General features: G+C 67.5%; 14 protein-coding genes, 3 tRNA genes and 1 pseudogene. 9 read left to right on the top strand and 9 right to left on the bottom strand.

What is annotated here, in order from left to right; translation table 11 throughout:
* Positions 1 to 2 precede the first annotated feature (2 nt).
* Together RTX79_RS17230 and dapE are read left to right on the top strand one after the other, a co-directional pair.
* The gene (locus tag RTX79_RS17230; protein WP_309687026.1) at positions 3 to 365 is read left to right on the top strand and encodes a Spx/MgsR family RNA polymerase-binding regulatory protein; all 363 of its coding nucleotides are present in this window, start codon (positions 3 to 5) and stop codon (positions 363 to 365) included.
* Positions 362 to 1,489 carry a succinyl-diaminopimelate desuccinylase gene (gene dapE, locus RTX79_RS17225; RefSeq protein WP_312685007.1) on the top strand — a complete coding sequence of 376 codons (1,128 nt, stop codon included), beginning with the start codon at positions 362 to 364 and terminating at the stop codon, positions 1,487 to 1,489. Before RTX79_RS17230 ends, dapE begins: the two co-directional genes overlap by 4 nt.
* 93 nt (positions 1,490 to 1,582) lie before the next feature.
* Here the strand turns inward: dapE and RTX79_RS17220 are convergent, their stop codons facing one another.
* The gene (locus RTX79_RS17220) at positions 1,583 to 2,266 is read right to left on the bottom strand and encodes a pentapeptide repeat-containing protein (RefSeq protein ID WP_312685006.1); all 684 of its coding nucleotides are present in this window, start codon (positions 2,264 to 2,266) and stop codon (positions 1,583 to 1,585) included.
* An 82-nt stretch (positions 2,267 to 2,348) separates the two neighbouring features.
* Positions 2,349 to 3,242, bottom strand: coding sequence for a tetratricopeptide repeat protein (locus tag RTX79_RS17215; RefSeq protein ID WP_312685005.1), 894 nt, complete (start codon positions 3,240 to 3,242; stop codon positions 2,349 to 2,351).
* Between the two features lie 362 nt (positions 3,243 to 3,604).
* Here RTX79_RS17215 and asnB point away from each other — a divergent pair, with 362 nt between their 5' ends.
* Positions 3,605 to 5,296 (top strand): asparagine synthase B, encoded by a 1,692-nt coding sequence (gene asnB / locus RTX79_RS17210; protein ID WP_312685004.1) that lies wholly within the window; start codon positions 3,605 to 3,607, stop codon positions 5,294 to 5,296.
* Positions 5,297 to 5,324: 28 nt separating this feature from the next.
* Here the strand turns inward: asnB and RTX79_RS17205 are convergent, their stop codons facing one another.
* The gene (locus RTX79_RS17205) at positions 5,325 to 7,634 is read right to left on the bottom strand and encodes a penicillin acylase family protein (protein WP_312685002.1); all 2,310 of its coding nucleotides are present in this window, start codon (positions 7,632 to 7,634) and stop codon (positions 5,325 to 5,327) included.
* 152 nt (positions 7,635 to 7,786) lie between these two features.
* Between RTX79_RS17205 and bfr the strand changes: the two genes are divergently transcribed.
* Positions 7,787 to 8,275 (top strand): bacterioferritin, encoded by a 489-nt coding sequence (gene bfr / locus RTX79_RS17200; RefSeq protein WP_057507875.1) that lies wholly within the window; start codon positions 7,787 to 7,789, stop codon positions 8,273 to 8,275.
* A gap of 118 nt (positions 8,276 to 8,393) precedes the next feature.
* On the opposite strand, the gene parC is transcribed toward bfr, so the two are convergent.
* Positions 8,394 to 10,637, bottom strand: coding sequence for a DNA topoisomerase IV subunit A (gene parC, locus RTX79_RS17195; RefSeq protein ID WP_312685000.1), 2,244 nt, complete (start codon positions 10,635 to 10,637; stop codon positions 8,394 to 8,396).
* A gap of 58 nt (positions 10,638 to 10,695) precedes the next feature.
* The gene (locus RTX79_RS17190; RefSeq protein ID WP_057507877.1) at positions 10,696 to 11,601 is read right to left on the bottom strand and encodes an AraC family transcriptional regulator; all 906 of its coding nucleotides are present in this window, start codon (positions 11,599 to 11,601) and stop codon (positions 10,696 to 10,698) included.
* A 145-nt stretch (positions 11,602 to 11,746) separates the two neighbouring features.
* Between RTX79_RS17190 and RTX79_RS17185 the strand changes: the two genes are divergently transcribed.
* The 4 genes and pseudogenes from RTX79_RS17185 (at position 11,747) to RTX79_RS17170 (ending at position 16,535) form a co-directional block, all read left to right on the top strand.
* Positions 11,747 to 12,190, top strand: a complete 444-nt coding sequence (locus tag RTX79_RS17185) for a MarR family winged helix-turn-helix transcriptional regulator (protein ID WP_057507878.1) — start codon at positions 11,747 to 11,749, stop codon at positions 12,188 to 12,190.
* Positions 12,187 to 13,680, top strand: coding sequence for an efflux transporter outer membrane subunit (locus RTX79_RS17180; protein WP_312684997.1), 1,494 nt, complete (start codon positions 12,187 to 12,189; stop codon positions 13,678 to 13,680). The genes RTX79_RS17185 and RTX79_RS17180 overlap by 4 nt, the downstream gene beginning before the upstream one ends.
* A gap of 11 nt (positions 13,681 to 13,691) precedes the next feature.
* Positions 13,692 to 14,855 (top strand): annotated as a pseudogene (gene emrA / locus RTX79_RS17175) (multidrug efflux MFS transporter periplasmic adaptor subunit EmrA); the annotation flags it as partial.
* 96 nt (positions 14,856 to 14,951) lie between these two features.
* Positions 14,952 to 16,535 (top strand): DHA2 family efflux MFS transporter permease subunit, encoded by a 1,584-nt coding sequence (locus tag RTX79_RS17170; protein ID WP_057507880.1) that lies wholly within the window; start codon positions 14,952 to 14,954, stop codon positions 16,533 to 16,535.
* Positions 16,536 to 16,695: 160 nt separating this feature from the next.
* Here RTX79_RS17170 and RTX79_RS17165 read toward each other — a convergent pair.
* Together RTX79_RS17165 and RTX79_RS17160 are read right to left on the bottom strand one after the other, a co-directional pair.
* Positions 16,696 to 16,782, bottom strand: a tRNA-Leu gene (locus RTX79_RS17165).
* 75 nt (positions 16,783 to 16,857) lie between these two features.
* The gene (locus tag RTX79_RS17160; RefSeq protein WP_057507881.1) at positions 16,858 to 17,754 is read right to left on the bottom strand and encodes a LysR family transcriptional regulator; all 897 of its coding nucleotides are present in this window, start codon (positions 17,752 to 17,754) and stop codon (positions 16,858 to 16,860) included.
* A gap of 89 nt (positions 17,755 to 17,843) precedes the next feature.
* On the opposite strand from RTX79_RS17160, the gene RTX79_RS17155 reads away from it, so the two are divergent.
* Positions 17,844 to 18,593 carry a sulfite exporter TauE/SafE family protein gene (locus tag RTX79_RS17155; RefSeq protein WP_312684995.1) on the top strand — a complete coding sequence of 250 codons (750 nt, stop codon included), beginning with the start codon at positions 17,844 to 17,846 and terminating at the stop codon, positions 18,591 to 18,593.
* Positions 18,594 to 18,636: 43 nt separating this feature from the next.
* On the opposite strand, the gene RTX79_RS17150 is transcribed toward RTX79_RS17155, so the two are convergent.
* Both RTX79_RS17150 and RTX79_RS17145 read right to left on the bottom strand, forming a co-directional pair.
* Positions 18,637 to 18,723 (bottom strand) — tRNA-Leu (locus RTX79_RS17150).
* A 108-nt stretch (positions 18,724 to 18,831) separates the two neighbouring features.
* Positions 18,832 to 18,918 (bottom strand) — tRNA-Leu (locus RTX79_RS17145).
* Positions 18,919 to 19,092: the final 174 nt, after the last annotated feature.

Raw genomic sequence — 19,092 nt, 5'->3', positions numbered from 1 at the left:
CGATGACCACCACCGTGCATGGGTTGAAGAACTGCGATACCTGCAGGAAGGCCACCAAGTGGCTGGACCGTTTCGAGGTGCCGTATACCTTCGTCGACTACCGTGAGAACAAGCCGTCGCCTGAGACCCTGGTCGACTGGGCCAGCCAGGCCGGTGGCTTCCCCGCGCTGGTCAATAAATCCTCCACCACGTGGCGGCAACTGCCGGACAACCGCAAGGCGGCCGGTTCGGATGCCGAATGGAAGCTGCTGCTGCGCGAATACCCGCAGTTGATCAAGCGGCCGCTGGTGGTGACCGCCGATGGCACGGTCAGCCAGGGCTTTTCGGACAATGGCTTCAAGCAGCGCTTCGGAGTGGGCGCGTGAGTGCGGTGCTCGACCTGGCCTGCGACCTGATCGCACGGCCGTCGGTCACCCCCGATGATGCGGGCTGCCAGCAACTGCTGGCCACGCGGCTGCAGGCCGCTGGCTTCCAGTGCGAGCACCTGCGGCTGGGCGAGGTCGACAACCTGTGGGCCACCCACGGCAGCGGCGGACCGGTACTGGTACTGCTCGGCCACACCGATGTGGTGCCGACCGGGCCGGTGGCGGACTGGGCCAGCGATCCGTTCGTGCCGACCGTGCGTGATGGCGTGCTGTACGGCCGCGGGGCAGCCGACATGAAGGGCAGCGTGGCCGCCTTCGTGGTGGCGGCCGAGCAGTTCGTTGCCGCGCACCCGGAGCATCCGGGCACGCTGGCGGTGCTGCTGACCAGCGACGAAGAAGGCGATGCGATCGATGGGGTGCGTCATGTCGCGCGGCTGTTCGCCGAACGTGGCGAGCGTATCGATTGGTGCATCACCGGCGAACCGTCATCGACTGCGCGGCTGGGTGACCTGTTGCGGGTCGGTCGGCGCGGCAGCTTGTCGGCGCGCCTGCTGGTGCAGGGCGTGCAGGGCCATGTCGCTTATCCGGACAAGGCGCGCAACCCGATCCACCAGGCCGCACCTGCATTGGCCGAGCTGACGGCCCGGCGCTGGGACGAGGGCTTTGAAAGCTTCCCGCCGACCAGCCTGCAGGTGTCCAACGTGCATGCGGGCACGGGTGCCAACAACGTGATTCCCGGCCAGCTGCAGGTGGACTTCAACCTGCGCTACAACCCGCATTGGAACGCAGACAAGCTGGAGACGGTGATCGCTGCGCTGCTGGACCGGCACGGGCTGGAATACACCCTCAAATGGCATCGCAGTGGTGAGCCGTTCCATACCCCGGAAGGCACGCTGCGCCGGGTGGCGCGTGAGGTGCTGGGCGAATTCGCCGGTGCGCCGCCGGAAGAAAGCACCGGTGGCGGGACCTCGGATGCGCGGTTCATCGCGCCGCTGGGCGCGCAGTGCATCGAAGTAGGACCGGTCAACGCCAGTATCCACCAGGTCGACGAGAACGTGCGCGTGGACGACCTGGAGCAGCTGCCGGCGCTGTACCAGCGGCTGATTGAACGCCTGTTGGCGTGAGGTGGGTCGCCTTGGGCGATGCTCGGCGGCTCCGTGCAACGGGCGCGCGGATGCATCTCGCCGAGCATGGCTCGGCGCTGCCGCCGATCGCGCCTAGGCCACCACCAGGCCGAACGCGGCCAGCGCCGCGGCGGCCTGGCGCTGCGAAATCACCGCCTTCCGGAACAGCTTGGCATCCATCACGTTGAGCCCGCTGATGTCGGTGCCGCGCAGGTCGGCACCTTCGAAACGGGTGAGCCGGGTCTGCGCATTGCGCAGGCTGCCGCCGTTGAATACGGCATCGCGGAAGTCGCAGCCAGACAGTTCCGCGTCGGAGAAATCAAGGCCGTGCAGCTGCGCTTTGCGGAACGACAGGCCGCGCAGGTCGGCGCTGACCAGCAGGCAGTCGCGGAACTCCAACGCCCACCCGCCTGCCTCCTGCAGGTGGGCCCCGGTCAGCTTGCAATCCTGGAACTGCACCGAGGACAACGTGGCGCGCCGCCAGTGGCTGTTGTTGAGATCACAGTGCGAAAAGCGCGAGTCACTCAGCAGGGCCGAGCTGAAGTCGCACGCCGCGCCACGGCACTTGCTCCACTGGCTTTCCTCCAGCGACGCCGCCAACCAGTTCGCCCCCGCCAGCGAACACTGGTTGAACTGGAATCCGTCCATGTCCAGCCGCGAAAAGTCGCCGTGGTCGAACGTGCAGCCTTCGAAGATCGCCGCGCGTGGATGCGCGGCGATGATCGCCTGCATGCGTTCCCGGGTGAGGATTTCAGCACGGAAGATAGGGGTTTTCATGCCGCCATTCTGGGTGATGGGCATCGCACGCAGTAGTCTTGAGCACTGCGCCGGAGTGTGTACAACGTTGCCTGCTGCGCGGTTACTCGAAGGTCCAGAACGGCGGTGCGATCGCCTCGCGCCAGTAGGATTCGGCTGCCATGTAGAAGCCCTGTGCCTCGGCCTGGGCGAACCATGCCGCCGCTGCCTCCACGTCCTTGGCCAGTCCATCGCCACCGCGGCCGACGGCCAGCCCCGCCAGGTACTGGCCATACACGTTGCCCTGGTTGCCGGCACGTGCATACCAGCGCAATGCTTCGGCCTTGTCCTGCACCACGCCGATGCCGGCTTCATGCAGTGCGCCGAGGTCGACCTGGGCCTCGGCGTCGCCGCGCGCGGCGCGGCGCTGGATGCCGGCGATGACCGGGTTGGGTGACGGGCCGGGAGCGATCGGCTGGCCGTGCGCTGCCGAGCCGCTGGTCGCCTCGCGCAGCGGCTTCAGTTTGTACAGTTCACGCAGGTACACCGCCGAACGCAGCCGCCAGCGCAGCGCGCCGGCCATGTCGCCGCGACCCTCGTACCAGCGCTCCAGGTCGTGCATCGCATAGGGCGAGCCGTGGTAGGCCGCGCTCTGGAACCAGTGGAACGCCTTGCGCGGTGACGCCTTCATGACCACGTCGGCGGGCTTCTGGGGTTCGTCGCTGCTGTCCAGGCGGCCGCGCGCGTACAGCGTGCCGAGCGTTTCCTCCGCACCGGTGCTGTGGTGCGTGCGCGGGGTCGTCGCGGCCGCGCGCGCATACCAGTCCAGCGCGCGCGGATCATTCCAGCTCTGGTACATCCGGGCCACGCGCAGCGCCGAGTCGAAACGGCCATCGGCGGCCGCAGCGAGGGCATCGCGCTCGGTGTCGCTGGGTGGGCGGGTCGGCGTGCTGGCACAACCGGCCAGCGCGAGCAGTGCCAGCGCGTGCAACAGCGCGCGGCGGGAGAAGGGAATCATCCGTGAAGTCCTGCAGGGGGCGGGAGATTATCCCCGACGCCGACCGCGTGGCGGCTGAACGCGCACGCAGGAACGGTTGCCATCGCAACAGTTGCGCCGCCGCCGGAACCCGGTTACGGTCGATCCATGTCCTTGCTCCCCGCCACCGCCGTCGGCAATACCAACCGCAATAACCTGCGCGCGAATAATCGTGCGCGGCCGATGCGGGACTGCGCCCTGGGTAGATAAGACACTACACACCCGGACACCAGGAAACCCGCATCGACCGATGCGGGTTTTTTTTGTGCCCGGGAAACCTCCCGGGCCAGGCTGGCCGGTCGAACACCCCCGCCACGTATAGACCCCAAACAGGAGCTTCCCCCATGTGTTCGATCTTCGGAATATTCGGCCTGCAGGCCGGCGATGACCTCCCCGCGCTGCGCCGCCACGCATTGGAATCCTCGCAGCGCCAGCGCCACCGCGGCCCGGACTGGAGCGGTGTCTACCTGGACGACGGCGCGCTGCTGGTGCACGAGCGGTTGGCCATCGTCGATCCCGCCGGTGGCTCGCAGCCGCTGCTGTCCGAAGATGGCGGCCTGGCGCTGGCCGTCAACGGCGAGATCTACAACCACCAGCAGCTGAAGGCCGGGTTGGACCAGCCGTACGCGTTCCAGACCGGCTCGGACTGCGAGGTGATCAATGCGCTGTACCGCCAGGGTGAGCCGTCGCAGTGGCTGGAACGGCTCAACGGCATCTTCGCCTTTGCGTTGTGGGACAAGGCGGCTGCGCGGGTGCTGGTGGCGCGTGATCCGATCGGCGTGGTGCCGCTGTACTGGGGCCACGATGCGCAGGGGCGCCTGCGCGTGGCCTCCGAATTGAAGGCGTTGGTGGACACCTGCGCCGATGCCGCGCAGTTCCCGCCGGGGCATTACTACGACAGCGCAACCGGCGCGCTGGTGCGTTACTACCAGCAGTCCTGGCGCGAGTACGACGCGGTGCAGGGCAAGCCGGTGGACCTGGCCGAACTGCGCGAAGCGTTCGAGCGCGCGGTGGAGCGCCAGCTGATGAGCGATGTGCCGTACGGCGTGCTGCTGTCCGGTGGCCTGGATTCCTCGCTGGTGGCCGCGGTGGCCGCACGCTATGCGCGCCGACGCATCGAAGACGGTGGTGAGAGCGAGGCGTGGTGGCCGCGGCTGCATTCCTTCGCCATCGGCCTGAAGGGCTCGCCCGATCTCGCCGCCGCCGCTATTGCCGCCGAGGCGCTGGGTACGGTGCACCATGGCTTCGAATACACCTTCGAAGAAGGCCTGGACGTGCTGCCGGAGGTGATCCGCCACATCGAGACCTACGACGTCACCACCATCCGCGCCTCCACCCCGATGTTCCTGCTGGCGCGCCGGATCAAGGCGATGGGCGTGAAGATGGTGCTGTCCGGCGAGGGCAGCGACGAGATCTTTGGTGGCTACCTGTACTTCCACAAGGCGCCGGATGCACGTGAGTTCCACAGCGAGCTGGTGCGCAAGCTGGATGCGCTGCACAACTACGACTGCCTGCGCGCCAACAAGTCGATGATGGCGTGGGGCGTGGAGCCACGCGTCCCGTTCCTGGACCGTGAGTTCCTGGACGTGGCGATGCGCTTCGATGCCGCGCACAAGATGGTGGGCAGCGAAGCCTCCGGTGGCCGCCGGGTGGAGAAGGGCGTGCTGCGTGCGGCGTTCGAAGGCTATCTGCCGGAGAGCATCCTGTGGCGCCAGAAGGAGCAGTTCAGCGATGGCGTGGGCTACGGCTGGATCGACGGGCTGAAGGCACACGCCGAAGCGCAGGTCAGCGACCGCGTGCTGGCTGCCGCCGACAAGCGCTTCCCGCACAACCCGCCGCAGACCAAGGAGGCGTACTACTACCGCCACGTGTTCGAGCAGTACTTCCCCAGCCATGCGGCGGCGGAAACGGTGCCCGGCGGCAAGTCGATCGCCTGTTCGTCACCGGCGGCGATTGCCTGGGATGCCAGCTTCGCCGCCGCGGCGGACCCGTCCGGACGGGCGATCGCCGGCGTGCACGAGGCCGCATTGGCGTGATGCGCGGGTAGCCCGCCAGGCGGGGAAGTCAGCGGGCAGGCCGCAGGGTCAGCGTGTGCTGGCTGGGACCCGGCAGGAACGGGGTCGGCCGCCCGTGCACATGATCTTCGTGTCCGGCCGCCCAGAACGGGGACAACGGGTGGCCGCTCTGGCCACCCGGCATATGGATGATGCCCTGGTCTTCGTGGCCGGGGGACACCACCATCCGCTGTGAAGCGCCGAAGCCCGGGCCCTGCACGCGCGGCATGTTGTTGTCACCGGGCAGCGGCTCGGCCGGCATGCACAGCCAGCGTCTGGCGATGGCCGGCAGGGCACGGCTGATCGGGTGGCAGATCGCGGCGGTATTGCGCTCGCCCCAGCTACGTTCGGCCAGCGGTCCCTGCGCGCTCAGGTCCGCTTCCAGGCGCTTGGCCGTGTCGGCCAGCAGCGCGTCCCAGCTTGCGTGGCCAGGCGGCAGCAGGTGTGCCGGGCGCTGGGTGACCAGCGGCCACAGCACGCCTTCGAACTGCGCCAGCCGCGGCTCCAGCCAGTCATCGCCCAGCGTCTGTCTGGCCGGTGCCAGCATCGCGCCGGAGACCTCGTCCAGCAGCATCCCGCGGAAGCCGCGCACCACCCGGTAGCTCACCGAGTCCACCGAAGCATGGCCGTCCCAGGTGCGCGTGACGGCCTCCAGCCGCTGCAGTTGCGGGTCATTGGAGCCCACCACTACCTGGCGCAGCAGTTGCCACCAGCGTTGCAGGAACAGCGCGCGGTCATCCAGCTGGATCGCCAGCAGGTCCGCTTCGCTGAAACGTTCGCTGGCCTGCAGCGCATCGCGGATCTGTGCCCCGCGCGCGCCGAGGTCGTAGCCCCCGTCACCGGCCACGGCCAGTGCCTCGCCGTCCATGACACGGCCGTTGGCCGTCCACAGGCGGTGGGTGGGTGGATCAATCAGCGAGGGCGCCGCATCACTGCGGATGCCCCATGCCGGGCACCCATCGGCCGCAGTGGTGCGCATATCGGTGGGCGCGCAGCCGGCGGCACGGTCCGGGCGCGCACCCAGCACACGCCAGCCGATACGTCCGTTGCGGTCGGCCAGCAGCAGGTTCTGCGCCGGGATGCGGGTGTGGTCGGCAACCTGCAATGCCTGGTCGATGTCGGCCACGCGCGCCAGTCCGGTCAACGCCAGGCTGACCGCACCGGGTTGGTGGGCAACCCAGCGCAGCGCATCGCCGCTGCCATCAGCGCGCTGGTGCAGCAGCGGACCCCATGCGCTTTCGCGCACGATGAAATCCACCGGCGGGGCACCCGCCACCTCGATCTTTTCGTGGTACTCGGCCAGCTTGGTACCGGCCGGCACCGGCTGGAAATCGGCAGTGTCGATGTAGCTGTTGGTGAACCCCCACGCCACGTATCCGTTGCTGCCGACGATGATCGCCGGCAGGCCGGGCAGCGAAAATCCACTCACGTCGACCTTTCCGCCGGGGGCCTGCGGATCCGGGTAGCGCAGGCGCACGCGGAACCAGATGTTCGGCGCGCGCAGGCCCAGGTGCATGTCGTCGGCCAGGATCGCGCGGCCATCGGCGGTCAGCGCCGCGCCCACGGCGAAGTTGTTGCTGCCTTTGACATCCATATCGGCCACGGCAGCGGCAGGCGCGGCAGGCTGGCCACGCAGGTCCAGCACATCGGCGGCGGGCAGCTGTGCATCACCCCGCGGCCCGCCCATCAGCGGCGCATCCCAACTGCTGCCATCGTGGCTCAGCAGCGCATACAGCGCCGGCGGCACCACCGCACGCAGGCGGCTGTACGCCAACTCGCTCTGGTTGCCTGGATCCTGCAGGTCGGCATACATCGCATAGCCGGTCAGCAGGCTGTCGCTGGCCTGCCACGGCGCAGGCTGCTGGCGCAGCAGCAGGTACGGCCAGGGGCGCACGCGCAGGCGGGCGATGCCTTCATTCACGCCCTCCACGTAAGCCTGCAGTTCGGCGCTCACCGGTTCCCGTGACGCGCGATGGCGCAGGCGATGCACGCGCATCCGCTTGTCCGCCTCCAGCGCGGCCGGGCCGAACAGCGCCGACAGCTCGCCAGCGGCACTGCGGCGCATCAGGTCCATCTCGAAACCGCGTTCCTGCGCATGCACCTGGCCCAGCGCGCGCATCACATCGCGCTGGCTGGCGCCTTCGATGGTGACCACGCCCAGGCGGTCGCGGCTGACGGTCACCGGGGCCTGCAGTCCGCCCAGGACCTGCTCGCCGTCCAGCGGCGCAAGGCTTCCGCGCAGCAGCCACCACCCGGTCAGGCCGAGTCCCAGGGCCAGTACCAGCAGCAGCCAGAACAGCCGCATCAACCATCGACGCATGGGACGCTTCCTTGCAGGAGAGGAGGGTGGGACGAGTCTAGCCAGCCCGTGTGGCAGATCGCAGACGTGACGCGACTGCGATTGATTCCGATTAGATCACGGGATTTCCGGATAGGGCACCATGGCGCCATCGAGTCAAAGGAGCATCCCCCATGAAAGGCAATCCGGACGTCATCGCCTGCCTGAAAGAACTGCTGCGCGGCGAGCTTGCCGCCCGCGACCAGTACTTCATCCATTCCCGCCGCTACGAGGACCAGGGCCTGTTCGCGCTGTACGAACGCCTGAACCACGAAATGGAAGAAGAAACCCAGCACGCCGATGCGCTGCTGCGCCGGATCCTGTTCCTGGGCGGAGACCCGGACATGCGCGCGCATGCCTTCGAACCCGGCAAGACCGTGGAAGAGATGCTGCGCAAGGACCTGGACACCGAGTATCTGGTGCGCAACAACCTGGCCGCCGGCATGAAGCTGTGCGAAGCCAACGGGGACTATGTCAGCCGTGACATGCTGCTGGTGCAGCTGAAGGACACCGAAGAAGACCATGCCTGGTGGCTGGAGCAGCAGCTGGGCCTGATCCAGCGCATCGGCCTGGAGCTTTACCAGCTGAGCAAGATCGACGGCAAGGGCGCTGCCGCGCACTAACCTCGCAGCCAGCCAGCTTCGCGCCAGCCAGCAACGAAAAAGCCGGGGATTTCCCCGGCTTTTTTTTGTCCGATCGCGGAGGGTGGGTGGCGCCGGGCAGGGCCCGGCGCTACCTCGCTCATTCCACCGAAAGCCCTTCCACCTTCTGCCAACCGCGCGGCAGCAGGTGGCCACGCGTGGCGCGCGAACCCAGGTAGGCGTCCAGCTCGCTGAACTTCAGGCCCATGGTGCGCTGGCCGCTGCGTACCTGCAGGGTCTGGCCGGGGCTGATCGCCACCACCGCCACCACCCGCTCGGTGGCCAGCTTGGCCTTGGGGATCTCGATGATCTTGTTGCCCTTGCCCTTGTCCAGTTCCGGCAGGTCACTGGCGGCGATCGCCAGCAGGTTGCCCGAACTGGTCACCGCCACGATGCGGTCGGTGTCCACGTTGGCCACCAGCGCCGGCTGCAGCACCGAAGAGCCCGATGCCAGGTTGAGCATCGCCTTGCCGGCCTTGTTGCGGCCGATCAGGTTCTCGAAGCGGGTCACGAAGCCATAGCCGTGGGTGGAGGCCAGCACGAAGCGGCCATTCGGTTCGGCGCTGGCGAGGGTGACGAAGCTGGTGCCGGGCGCCGGCGAGAAGCGGCCGGTCAGCGGTTCACCGTTGCCACGTGCCGACGGCAAGGTGTGTACCGGCGTGGAGTACGCGCGGCCCTCGCTGTCCAGGAAGGCGACCTGCTGGGTGCTGCGTGCACGCACCGAAGCCAGCATGCTGTCGCCGTCGCGGTAATTCATCGACGACGCATCCACGTCATGGCCCTTGGCCGCACGGATCCAACCCTTCTCCGACAGCACCACGGTCATCGGCTCGCTGGGCACCAGCTCGGTTTCGTCGATGGCCTGGGCGGCCGTGCGCTGCACCAGCGGCGAACGACGGGCATCGCCGAACTTCTTCGCATCGGCGGTCAGTTCGTCCTTGATCAGCTTCTTCAGCTTGGCCTTGCTGTCCAGGATGCCGAGGATCCTGTCGCGTTCCTTGGCCAGCTCGTCCTGCTCGCCGCGGATCTTCATCTCTTCCAGGCGCGCCAGCTGCTTCAGCTTGGTTTCCAGGATGTACTCGGCCTGGTCGTCGGACAGGCCGAAGCGCGCGATCAGCGCGGCCTTCGGCTCGTCTTCGGTACGGATGATGTGGATCACCTCGTCCAGGTTGAGGAAGGCGACCAGCAGGCCTTCCAACAGGTGCAGGCGACGCTCCACCTTCTGCAGGCGATGCTGCAGGCGGCGGGTCACGGTGCTGCTGCGGAAGGCCAGCCATTCGCTCAGCAGGGTCTTGAGGTTCTTGACCTGCGGGCGCCCATCCAGGCCGATCACGTTGAGGTTGACCCGGTAGCTGCGTTCCATGTCCGTGGTGGCGAACAGGTGGCCCATCAGCTGGTCGGCGTCGACCCGGTTGGAGCGCGGCACCAGCACCACCCGCACCGGATTGGCGTGGTCGGATTCATCGCGCACGTCCTCGATCCACGGCAGCTTCTTGGCGCGCATCTGCGCGGCGATCTGTTCGATCACCTTGGACGGCGAAACCTGGAAGGGCAGGGCGTTGACCACCACGTTGCCGTTTTCCTTGAGGAAGGTCGCGCGCGCACGCACGCTGCCATGGCCGGTTTCGTACATGTGCAGCAGGTCGGCGGCCGGGGTGATGATCTCCGCGTTGGACGGATAATCCGGACCCTTCACGTGTTCGCACAGGTCGCGCACGCTGGCATCGGGATCTTCCAGCAGGTGCAGCAGGGCGCTGACGATCTCGTTGAGGTTGTGCGGCGGCACGTCGGTGGCCATGCCCACGGCGATGCCGGTGGTGCCGTTGAGCAGCAGGTGCGGCAGCCGCGCCGGCATCCAGGTCGGCTCCTGCAGGGTGCCGTCGAAGTTCGGCGTCCAGTCGGTGGTGCCGTGGCCCAGTTCGCCCAGCAGCACTTCGGCGATCGGGGTCAGCTTGGATTCGGTGTAACGCATCGCCGCGAAGGATTTCGGGTCGTCGCTGGAACCGAAGTTGCCCTGGCCTTCGATCAGCGGATAACGGTACGAAAACGGCTGCGCCATCAGCACCAGTGCTTCGTAGCAGGCACTGTCACCATGCGGGTGGTACTTACCGATGACGTCGCCGACGGTGCGGGCGGACTTCTTCGGCTTGGAAGCGGCGTTCAGTCCCAGCTCGCTCATCGCATAGATGATGCGGCGCTGCACCGGCTTGAGGCCGTCGCCGAGGAACGGCAGCGCACGGTCCAGCACGACATACATCGAGTAGTCGAGGTAGGCGCGCTCGGCATACTCGCGCAGCGGCAGTTGTTCGAAGCCGTGGAAGACGGGGCGGGCAAGATCGGTCATGCGGGGTTGTTACCTGTGTTCGGAGGCAGCGACGGCCGTCGCCCTCGCAATGCGTTGATTATCCGGATGCGGCCGGAGAAGCCAAGCCACGCGGTGGATCCAGTCCGCGCCCGGCGCGCGCCAGGTAGCGTCCCGGTGGCACCCCGAAGTGGCGCCGGAACACGGTGACGAAGGCGCTGGAACTGCTGAAGCCCAGTGCGTGGGCGATATCGGACACCGCGCGGCCTTCGCTGAGCTGGCGCAGCGCCTCGGCGAGCCGCGCCTGCTGGCGCCAGTGGGCGAAGCTGAGCGTGGTCTCCTCGCGGAAATGGCGGGTCAGCGAACGGGTCGACAGGCCCGCCCACGCCGCCCACTGCGCCAGGCTGCGGTCATCGGCCGGTTCGGCCAGCAGCTGCGAGGCGATCTTCAGCAGGCGCCGGTCGCGCGGCATCGGCAGGTGCATGCGCTGGCGCGGGGCGGCGCGGATCTCGTCCAGCAGCACCTCGATCAGGTGCTGCTGGCGGGCGCTGGCCGCATCGGCGATCGGCCAGTCGCAGACCCGCAGCGCCACGGCCTGCAGCAACGGAGAAATGCCGATCACGCAGGGGTCGGCGGGCAGGTCATGGCACAGCGCCGGCGCCAGCACCATGCCCCAGCCGCGCAGCGGCCCATCGATGGCCACCGTGTGCGGTTCGGCGGCGGGCATCCAGCCGGCCGATCCGGGCGCCAGCGACCAGGTACCGTGGCGGGTGCGGGTGGTCAGCAGGCCGCTTTCCACGCAGATCAGCTGGGCACGGCCGTGGGTATGCCAGTCCACCTCGTTGGCCAGCCCGGTCGGGCTGTCGATGCGGAAGCCCACCACCGGCAGCCCGTCCTCGCGTTCGAACCACTCCAACGCGCTGTCACGCAGCAGCTGTCTGGCGGCTTCGGTATCTGGACCTTGGCGCACATGGGCCGGCGGCATTGGCTGGAAACTGTCATTCATTGGCTGGATTGTACTACCCGGCCACTCCGGACGCCCGTTAAGGTAGCCACCTTCGCGATCACGCCCATTGCTGCAACACAGCATTCATTGCCAGATCGAAATATTTCTATTGAGAAATATATTTTTTGGAAGAGAATGCTACCCCATGATCTGCCCTTCCGACTCTCCCCCCAGCTTCGGGCTGCTGCTGCGCCAAGTGCGCGACGGCCTGGTCCGCCAGCTCGATGCCTCGATGGCCGAAGAGGACCTTGGCCTCAACTTCACCCACTACATCGGCCTGAAAGTGCTTGCGCGGATGGCGCCGTGCACCGCCAACGAACTGGCCAGGGCGATCGACCAGGTGCCCAGCGCGGTGACCCGCCTGCTGGACAAGCTGGAAGCGCTGGGCTGTGTTCGCCGCGAAGCCCATGCGCAGGACCGGCGCGCGCTGCAGATCGTACTGACCGAAGAAGGCCGCGCGCTGTGGCTGCGGCTGCAGAAACGTGGCGAGGACGTGATCGATTACGCCTCCCGTGAGCTCAGCGCCGACGAACGCGCGCAGCTGCTCTCCCTGTTGACCCGAATCCGCGACTCCCTGGCGACTCCATGACTCCCATCACTCTCTCTACTCCATGGCGGCACGGCCGGCCGTTGCTGCTTGCCGGCCTGGCGCTGGCCCTGGCCGCGTGCGCCAGCAGCCGTGGCCTGCAGCCGCAGGGCGCGCTGCGCGACGTCGATTCCCTGCACAGCGAGCGCACGCTGGCCGATGCCACGCTGGGTGCGGCTGGTTTCCCCGCCCGCGACTGGTGGACCGCGCTGGGCGACCCGCAGCTCGATGCGCTGATCAGCGAAGGCCTGGCCAGCCACCCCAGCCTGGAAGCGGCCGACGCACGCCTGCGCCAGGCCCGTTCGCAGGTCGGCGGTGCGCGTGCGGATCAGCTGCCGAACCTGTCCGTATCCGGTGGCTACACCGGGCTGCGCCTGCCCGAGTCGATGCTCGGCGATGAGGCCGGTGGCCATTACGCCGGCAGTGGGCAGGTCGCGTTCAATTTCAGCTATGGCGTGGACCTGTGGGGCGGCAAGCGTGCGACCTGGGAAGCGGCGGTGGACAGCGCCCACGCGGCGGCCATCGATGCGCAGGCCGCCCGACTGAACCTGTCGGCCAACATCACCCAGGCGTATGCCGGGCTGGCCTATGCCTGGCAGTTGCACGACGTGGCAGCCGAAGAGCTGGCGCGCTCGCAGAAGGCGTTGCAGCTGACCGGCCAGCGCCGCGCGGCCGGCATCGACAGCGACCTGCAGGTGCGCCAGGCCGAGGCACGCGTGCCGGCCGCGCAGCAGCAGCTGCAGGCCGCCCAGCAGCAGATCGACGAGAGCCGCACGGCACTGGCCGCGCTGGTCGGGCAGGGCCCGGATCGCGGGCTGCAGATCGAACGGCCGCGCCATCTCGATCCGCTGGCCCTGCAGTTGCCCGGCGTGTTGCCCAGCGCGCTGCTGGGTCGTCGTCCGGACATCGTGGCCGCGCGCTGGCGGGTGGAAGCGGCCGGCAGGCAGATCGATGCCGCCAAGGCGAAGTTCTATCCCAGCCTGAATCTCACCGCGCTGGCCGGGGTGGTCGCCCCGAACGTGGGTGACCTGCTGCAGAGCAGCTCCACCTTCGCCTACATCGGCCCCGCGCTGAGCCTGCCGATATTCGATGGCGGCCGCCTGCGCGCCGGCCTGGACAGCAAGGACGCCGACTATGACCTGGCCGTGGCCAGCTACAACCAGCGGCTGCTGGATGCGCTGCACGAGGTGGCCGACCAGGTCAACGCCGTGCGCTCGCTGCAGCAGCAGGCGCAGTCGCAGCAGCAGGCGGTGGACACCGCGCGCGCCGCGCATGGACTGGCCGAACAGCGCTACCGCGCCGGCATCGGCGGCTACCTCGATGTGCTGACCGCGCAGTCCACCTTGCTGCAGGCGCAGCAGCGGTTGGCCGGGCTGCAGTCGCAGCAGGTGCTGTCCTCGATCCGCCTGAGCCAGGCGCTGGGCGGGGGCTTCGATCCCACCGCCGATGACAGCCGCCGCGCCGCCTCCCTTTCCGATTCCTCGCATTCCTGAAGAAGCCTCCCATGAGCCAGACTCCCTCATCCGCGGCCCCCGCCGCTCCCAGCCGTCGCGGCAAGCTGCTGCGCGGACTGCTTGTCATCGTGCTGCTGCTGATTGCTGCCGCCGCGCTGTGGTACTTCATGTTCGGCCGCTGGTTCGAAGAAACCGACGATGCCTACGTCGGCGGCAACCAGGTGCAGATCACCTCCATGATCACCGGTACGGTGGTCGGCATCGCGGCCGACGATGGCATGCGCGTGGAGCGCGGCCAGGTGCTGGTGCAGCTGGATCCGTCCGATACCGAAGTCGCCCTGCAGCAGGCCGAAGCCAAGCTGGCCGGTACCGTGCGCCAGGTGCGCGGTCTGTACCGCAGCGTGGAAGGTGCGCAGGCTGAACTCAACGCCCGCCAGGTCACTCTGAAGCGCGCCCGCGATGACTTCGCCCGCCGCAAGGACCTGGCCGCCACCGGCGCCATTTCCAACGAAGAGCTGGCGCATGCACGCGATGAACTGGCCGCTGCCGAAGCGGCCGTGGCCGGTTCGCGCGAGACCTTCGAGCGCAGCCGTGCGCTGGTGGACGACACCGTGATCGCCACCCAGCCGGACGTACAGGCCGCCGCAGCGCAGCTGCGCCAGGCGTGGCTGAACAATGCGCGTGCCGGCATCGTTTCGCCGGTCACCGGCTACGTTGCGCGTCGTTCGGTGCAGGTGGGACAGCGCGTGCAGCCGGGCAATGCGCTGATGGCCGTGGTGCCGACCGAGCAGATGTGGGTGGAAGCCAACTTCAAGGAAACCCAGCTGCGGCACATGCGCCTGGGCCAGGAAGTAGAGCTGCGTTCGGACCTGTACGGCGGCGATGTGCGCTACACCGGCCACCTGACCAGCCTGGGCATGGGCACCGGTTCGGCGTTCTCGCTGCTGCCGGCGCAGAACGCCAGCGGCAACTGGATCAAGATCGTGCAGCGCGTGCCGGTGCGCATCGCCATCGATGCCAAGCAACTGGCCGAACACCCGCTGCGCATCGGCTTGTCGATGAAAGCCGAAGTGAGCCTGCGTGACCAGAAGGGCGAGGTGCTGCCCAGCCAGGCCGCTACCGGTTCGGTGTTCGACACCGACGTGTACGCCAAGCAGATGCACGATGCCGATGATGCGATCCACGCCATCATCCAGGGCAACCTGCCACAGCGCGCCGGCGCTGCCGCCGCGGCCGGCCCGAAGGCGACCGCCGCGGTGGGCCAGCAGCCGACCACGCCGCCCCACGTATCCAAGGCAGGCTGAGTTTCCATGTCTTCCCAAGCCCCTGCCGTGCCCGGTACGCCGGGCCCGCCGGCCGCCCCGGCCGCCGGTTTCCTGCCACCCAACGTCGCCCTGTGCACCGCGGGCCTGGCGATGGCCTCGTTCATGCAGGTGCTGGACACCACCATCGCCAATGTGTCCCTGCCGACCATCGCCGGCAACCTGGGGGCCAGTTCGCAGCAGGCCACCTGGGTAATCACCTCGTTCGCGGTCAGCACCGCGATCGCGCTGCCGCTGACCGGTTGGCTCAGCCGCCGGGTCGGCGAGACCAAGCTGTTCGTGTGGGCCACGCTGGCCTTCACCATTGCCTCGCTGCTGTGCGGGCTGGCCCAGAGCATGGGCATGCTGGTGGTATCGCGCGCACTGCAGGGCTTCGTTGCCGGCCCGATGTATCCCATCACCCAGTCGCTGCTGGTGTCGATCTACCCGCGTGAGAAACGCGGGCAGGCGCTGGCGCTGCTGGCGATGATCACCGTGGTGGCGCCGATCTGCGGGCCGATCCTGGGTGGCTGGATCACCGACAACTACAGTTGGGAATGGATCTTCCTGATCAACGTGCCGCTGGGCATCTTCGCCGCGCTGGTGGTGGGCAACCAGATGAAGGGCCGCCCGGAGCAGATCGAAAAGCCGAAGATGGATTACGTCGGTCTGGTCACCCTGGTGATCGGCGTCGGTGCGCTGCAGCTGGTGCTCGACCTGGGCAACGACGAAGACTGGTTCAGTTCTCCGATGATCGTAGCGCTGTCCTGCGTTTCGGTGGTTGCCCTGGCGGTGTTCCTGATCTGGGAACTGACCGACAAGGATCCCATCGTCGACCTGCGCCTGTTCCGGCATCGCAACTTCCGGGCCGGTACGATGGCGATGGTGGTGGCCTATGCGGCGTTCTTCAGCGTGTCGCTGCTGATCCCGCAGTGGCTACAGCGTGACATGGGCTACACGGCCATCTGGGCCGGCCTGGCCACCGCGCCGATCGGCATCCTGCCGGTGATCATGACTCCGTTCGTGGGCAAGTACGCATCGCGCTTCGACATGCGCATGCTGGCCTCGGTGGCGTTCGTGTTCCTGTCCTTCACCAGCTTCCTGCGTTCCGGATTCAACCTGCAGGTGGACTTCCAGCACGTGGCCGGGGTGCAGCTGCTGATGGGCGTGGGCGTGGCGCTGTTCTTCATGCCGGTGCTGCAGATCCTGCTGTCCGACCTGGACGGGCGCGAGATCGCCGCTGGCTCCGGCCTGGCCACGTTCCTGCGCACGCTGGGCGGCAGCTTCGCGGCGTCGTTGACCACCTGGCTGTGGTCACGGCGCACCCAGGTGCACCATGCCGACATCACCGAACACATTTCGGTGTACCAGCCCGGCATCCAGGAGCAGGTGACCGCGATGGGGCAGGGTGACCTGCAGCACGGCGCGGCAGCGCTCAATACGATGATCAACCATCAGGCATCGCAGATGGGGTTCAACGATATCTTCTTCCTGCTGGGCTGGATCTTCCTGGCCATCATCGCGTTCCTGTGGCTGGCCAAGCCGCCCTTCGGCGCGGGTGCGGGCAGTGCGGCGGCGGCGGGCGGGCACTGATCGCAGGCGCGGACATTACGGAAGCGCCGGGCCATGCCTGGCGCGCACAGCGGTAAACAAGCGACGGCCAACGCTGAAGATTGACGGCCAGCGGCCGTCGCTACGTAAACGCCGGACATGAAAAAACCCGCTTTCGCGGGTTTGATCATTTTCCGAGTCGTGGTGCCCAGGAGAGGACTCGAACCTCCACGAAGTTGCCCCCGCTAGCACCTGAAGCTAGTGCGTCTACCAATTCCGCCACCTGGGCGACTCAGGAGGAGAATTATGGGGAACGAATTAATTTGTGTCAACAACATTTCTGCATTCCGATGACGCCGCCGCATCAGTCATCCACTGCGTGCCCGCCCAAGTGCAGCAGCAGGCTCTGCATGGAACGCGACAGCCCGTTCCAGCGGATGAAGCACAGGCTCAGCTGGCGGCGCGCCCACGCATCTTCCAGCGCTATTGCGTGGAAGCCGTAACGTCGCCGATGCTGCCGGCAGATCGAGCGCGGCACGATGCCGATGCCGATCCCATGGCCGACCATCTCGCACACGCCTTCGAAGGTCTTCATGCGGATGCGCGGTGACAGGCTGCGGCCGAGCGCACGCGCGTTGTCTTCGATATGTTCCTGCAGCGCATTGCCATCGGCGAGGGCGACGAAGGTTTCGCCCAGCACCTCGGCGAACCGGGTGGAGGGGCTGGCCGCGAGACGATGGTGGGGCGGCACGATCAGCAGCAGCGGGTCATCGGCCACCGGCTGCAGTTGCAGCGGGGCGCTGTCCACCGCATCGGACGTGATGCCGGCCTCGGCCTGCCCCCCGCGCACCGCGCGCACGATCTCCTTGCTGGTGCGTTCCTTCAGGTCCACGTGCAGGCGCGGCCGCGTCGCCATCCACGGGGCAAGGCGGCCGGGCAGGAAGGTGGTGAGTGCGCCGGTGTTGGCATACAGGTGCAGGGTGCCACGCGCGCCGCTGGCGAACTCCTGCAGTTCCTCGCGCAGCAACGACTGCTGGCGCAGCATCAGGCGTGCGTGGTGGGCAAGGGCCTCGCCGGCCTCGGTGGTGGTGACCCCGCGCGGGTGGCGGGTCAGCAGCGCGATCCCCGCTTCGGCCTCCATCGTGCGCAGTCGTTCGCTGGTGGAGGCCAGGGCGAGGTGCGCGCGTGCGGCCCCGGCGGTGATGCTGCCGGCTTCAACCACCGCCAGGAACAGGCGGAGGTCGGCCAGGTCCATTCGCATATCTCCTGCTCCCTGCCTTCGGCCCAGCCGAAGGCGCGATGATCCATGCCGCATTGTGCCGCAAGCCGGTGGCGGGTCCTAATGGGGCAATGAACGATTCGCTGTACTTCTATTTCCTGCTGGTGGTGGTGTTCGTGTTGGCCGGCGTGGTCAAGGGCGTGACCGGCATGGGCCTGCCCACGGTCGCGATGGGCCTGCTGGGCAGCGCGCTGTCACCGGTGGCTGCCGCCTCGATGCTGTTCGTGCCGACGCTGGTCACCAATGCGTGGCAGATCCTGGCCGGGCCGTCGATCGGGCGCATCGTGCGCCGGCTGTGGCCGATGATGCTGGGCGTGGTGGTCGCTACCGTGGCCGGCGCGGCGCTGCTGGTGCGGGTGCAGGCGCGCTGGTCCGGCCTGGCACTGGGCGTGGCGCTGATCGTGTACGCGGTGTACTCGGCCTTCGCGCCGGCGTTGCGCGTGCCAGCGCGCAAGGAGCGCTGGCTGTCGCCGCTGGTGGGCGCGGTATCCGGGCTGGTCACCGGTGCCACCGGAGTGTTCGTGATGCCGGCCGTGCCGTACCTGCAGTCGCTCGGGCTGGATCGCGATGAGCTGGTGCAGGCGCTGGGCCTGGCGTTCACGGTATCGACGATCTCGCTGACCACCGGTCTGCTGGTGCACGGCGCGTTCGGTGTGCAGCAGCTGGGGCTGAGTGCACTGGCGATCGTGCCGGCGCTGGCGGGGATGTGGCTGGGTCAGAAGATCCGCGGGAGGATCAGCGCGCGTGCGTTCCGCCTGTGTTTCCTCGGCTTCCTGCTGTTGCTGGGAATCGAGCTGGTGGTGCGTCCGTGGATCGGATGAGCAGGCAAAAAAAACCCCGCATCAGCGGGGTTTTTTTTATCGATGGTGCCCAGGAGAGGACTCGAACCTCCACGAAGTTGCCCCCGCTAGCACCTGAAGCTAGTGCGTCTACCAATTCCGCCACCTGGGCATCGAGGGAGCGAATTATGCAGAGGGGTGAAGAGGCTGTCAACCCTGTTTTTCAAGCGCTTTATCGCGCCCAACAAAAAACCCCCGCTTGCGCGAGGGTTGTTTGTTTTGGTGCCCAGAAGAGGACTCGAACCTCCACGAAGTTGCCCCCGCTAGCACCTGAAGCTAGTGCGTCTACCAATTCCGCCACCTGGGCATCGAGGGAGCGAATTATGCAGAGGGGTGAAGAGGCTGTCAACCCTGTTTTTCAAGCGCTTTATCGCGCCCAACAAAAAACCCCCGCTTGCGCGAGGGTTGTTTGTTTTGGTGCCCAGAAGAGGACTCGAACCTCCACGAAGTTGCCCCCGCTAGCACCTGAAGCTAGTGCGTC

The organism is Stenotrophomonas chelatiphaga (assembly GCF_032054965.1).
Taxonomy (GTDB): Bacteria; Pseudomonadota; Gammaproteobacteria; order Xanthomonadales; family Xanthomonadaceae; genus Stenotrophomonas; species Stenotrophomonas chelatiphaga.
The sequence above is the reverse complement of the archived record's forward strand: the minus strand, read 5'-3'. Positions and strand labels throughout refer to the sequence as shown.

Excerpts from the sequence above, each read along its gene's own strand:
- RTX79_RS17180 (WP_312684997.1), top strand. The coding sequence starts at position 12,187 with ATGACTCCCATCACTCTCTCTACTCCATGGCGGCACGGCCGGCCGTTG.
- RTX79_RS17230 (WP_309687026.1), top strand. The coding sequence starts at position 3 with ATGACCACCACCGTGCATGGGTTGAAGAACTGCGATACCTGCAGGAAG.
- RTX79_RS17170 (WP_057507880.1), top strand. The coding sequence starts at position 14,952 with ATGTCTTCCCAAGCCCCTGCCGTGCCCGGTACGCCGGGCCCGCCGGCC.
- RTX79_RS17155 (WP_312684995.1), top strand. The coding sequence starts at position 17,844 with ATGAACGATTCGCTGTACTTCTATTTCCTGCTGGTGGTGGTGTTCGTG.
- RTX79_RS17185 (WP_057507878.1), top strand. The coding sequence starts at position 11,747 with ATGATCTGCCCTTCCGACTCTCCCCCCAGCTTCGGGCTGCTGCTGCGC.
- parC (WP_312685000.1), bottom strand. The coding sequence starts at position 10,637 with ATGACCGATCTTGCCCGCCCCGTCTTCCACGGCTTCGAACAACTGCCG.
- bfr (WP_057507875.1), top strand. The coding sequence starts at position 7,787 with ATGAAAGGCAATCCGGACGTCATCGCCTGCCTGAAAGAACTGCTGCGC.
- RTX79_RS17160 (WP_057507881.1), bottom strand. The coding sequence starts at position 17,754 with ATGCGAATGGACCTGGCCGACCTCCGCCTGTTCCTGGCGGTGGTTGAA.
- asnB (WP_312685004.1), top strand. The coding sequence starts at position 3,605 with ATGTGTTCGATCTTCGGAATATTCGGCCTGCAGGCCGGCGATGACCTC.
- RTX79_RS17215 (WP_312685005.1), bottom strand. The coding sequence starts at position 3,242 with ATGATTCCCTTCTCCCGCCGCGCGCTGTTGCACGCGCTGGCACTGCTC.
- RTX79_RS17220 (WP_312685006.1), bottom strand. The coding sequence starts at position 2,266 with ATGAAAACCCCTATCTTCCGTGCTGAAATCCTCACCCGGGAACGCATG.
- RTX79_RS17190 (WP_057507877.1), bottom strand. The coding sequence starts at position 11,601 with ATGAATGACAGTTTCCAGCCAATGCCGCCGGCCCATGTGCGCCAAGGT.
- RTX79_RS17205 (WP_312685002.1), bottom strand. The coding sequence starts at position 7,634 with ATGCGTCGATGGTTGATGCGGCTGTTCTGGCTGCTGCTGGTACTGGCC.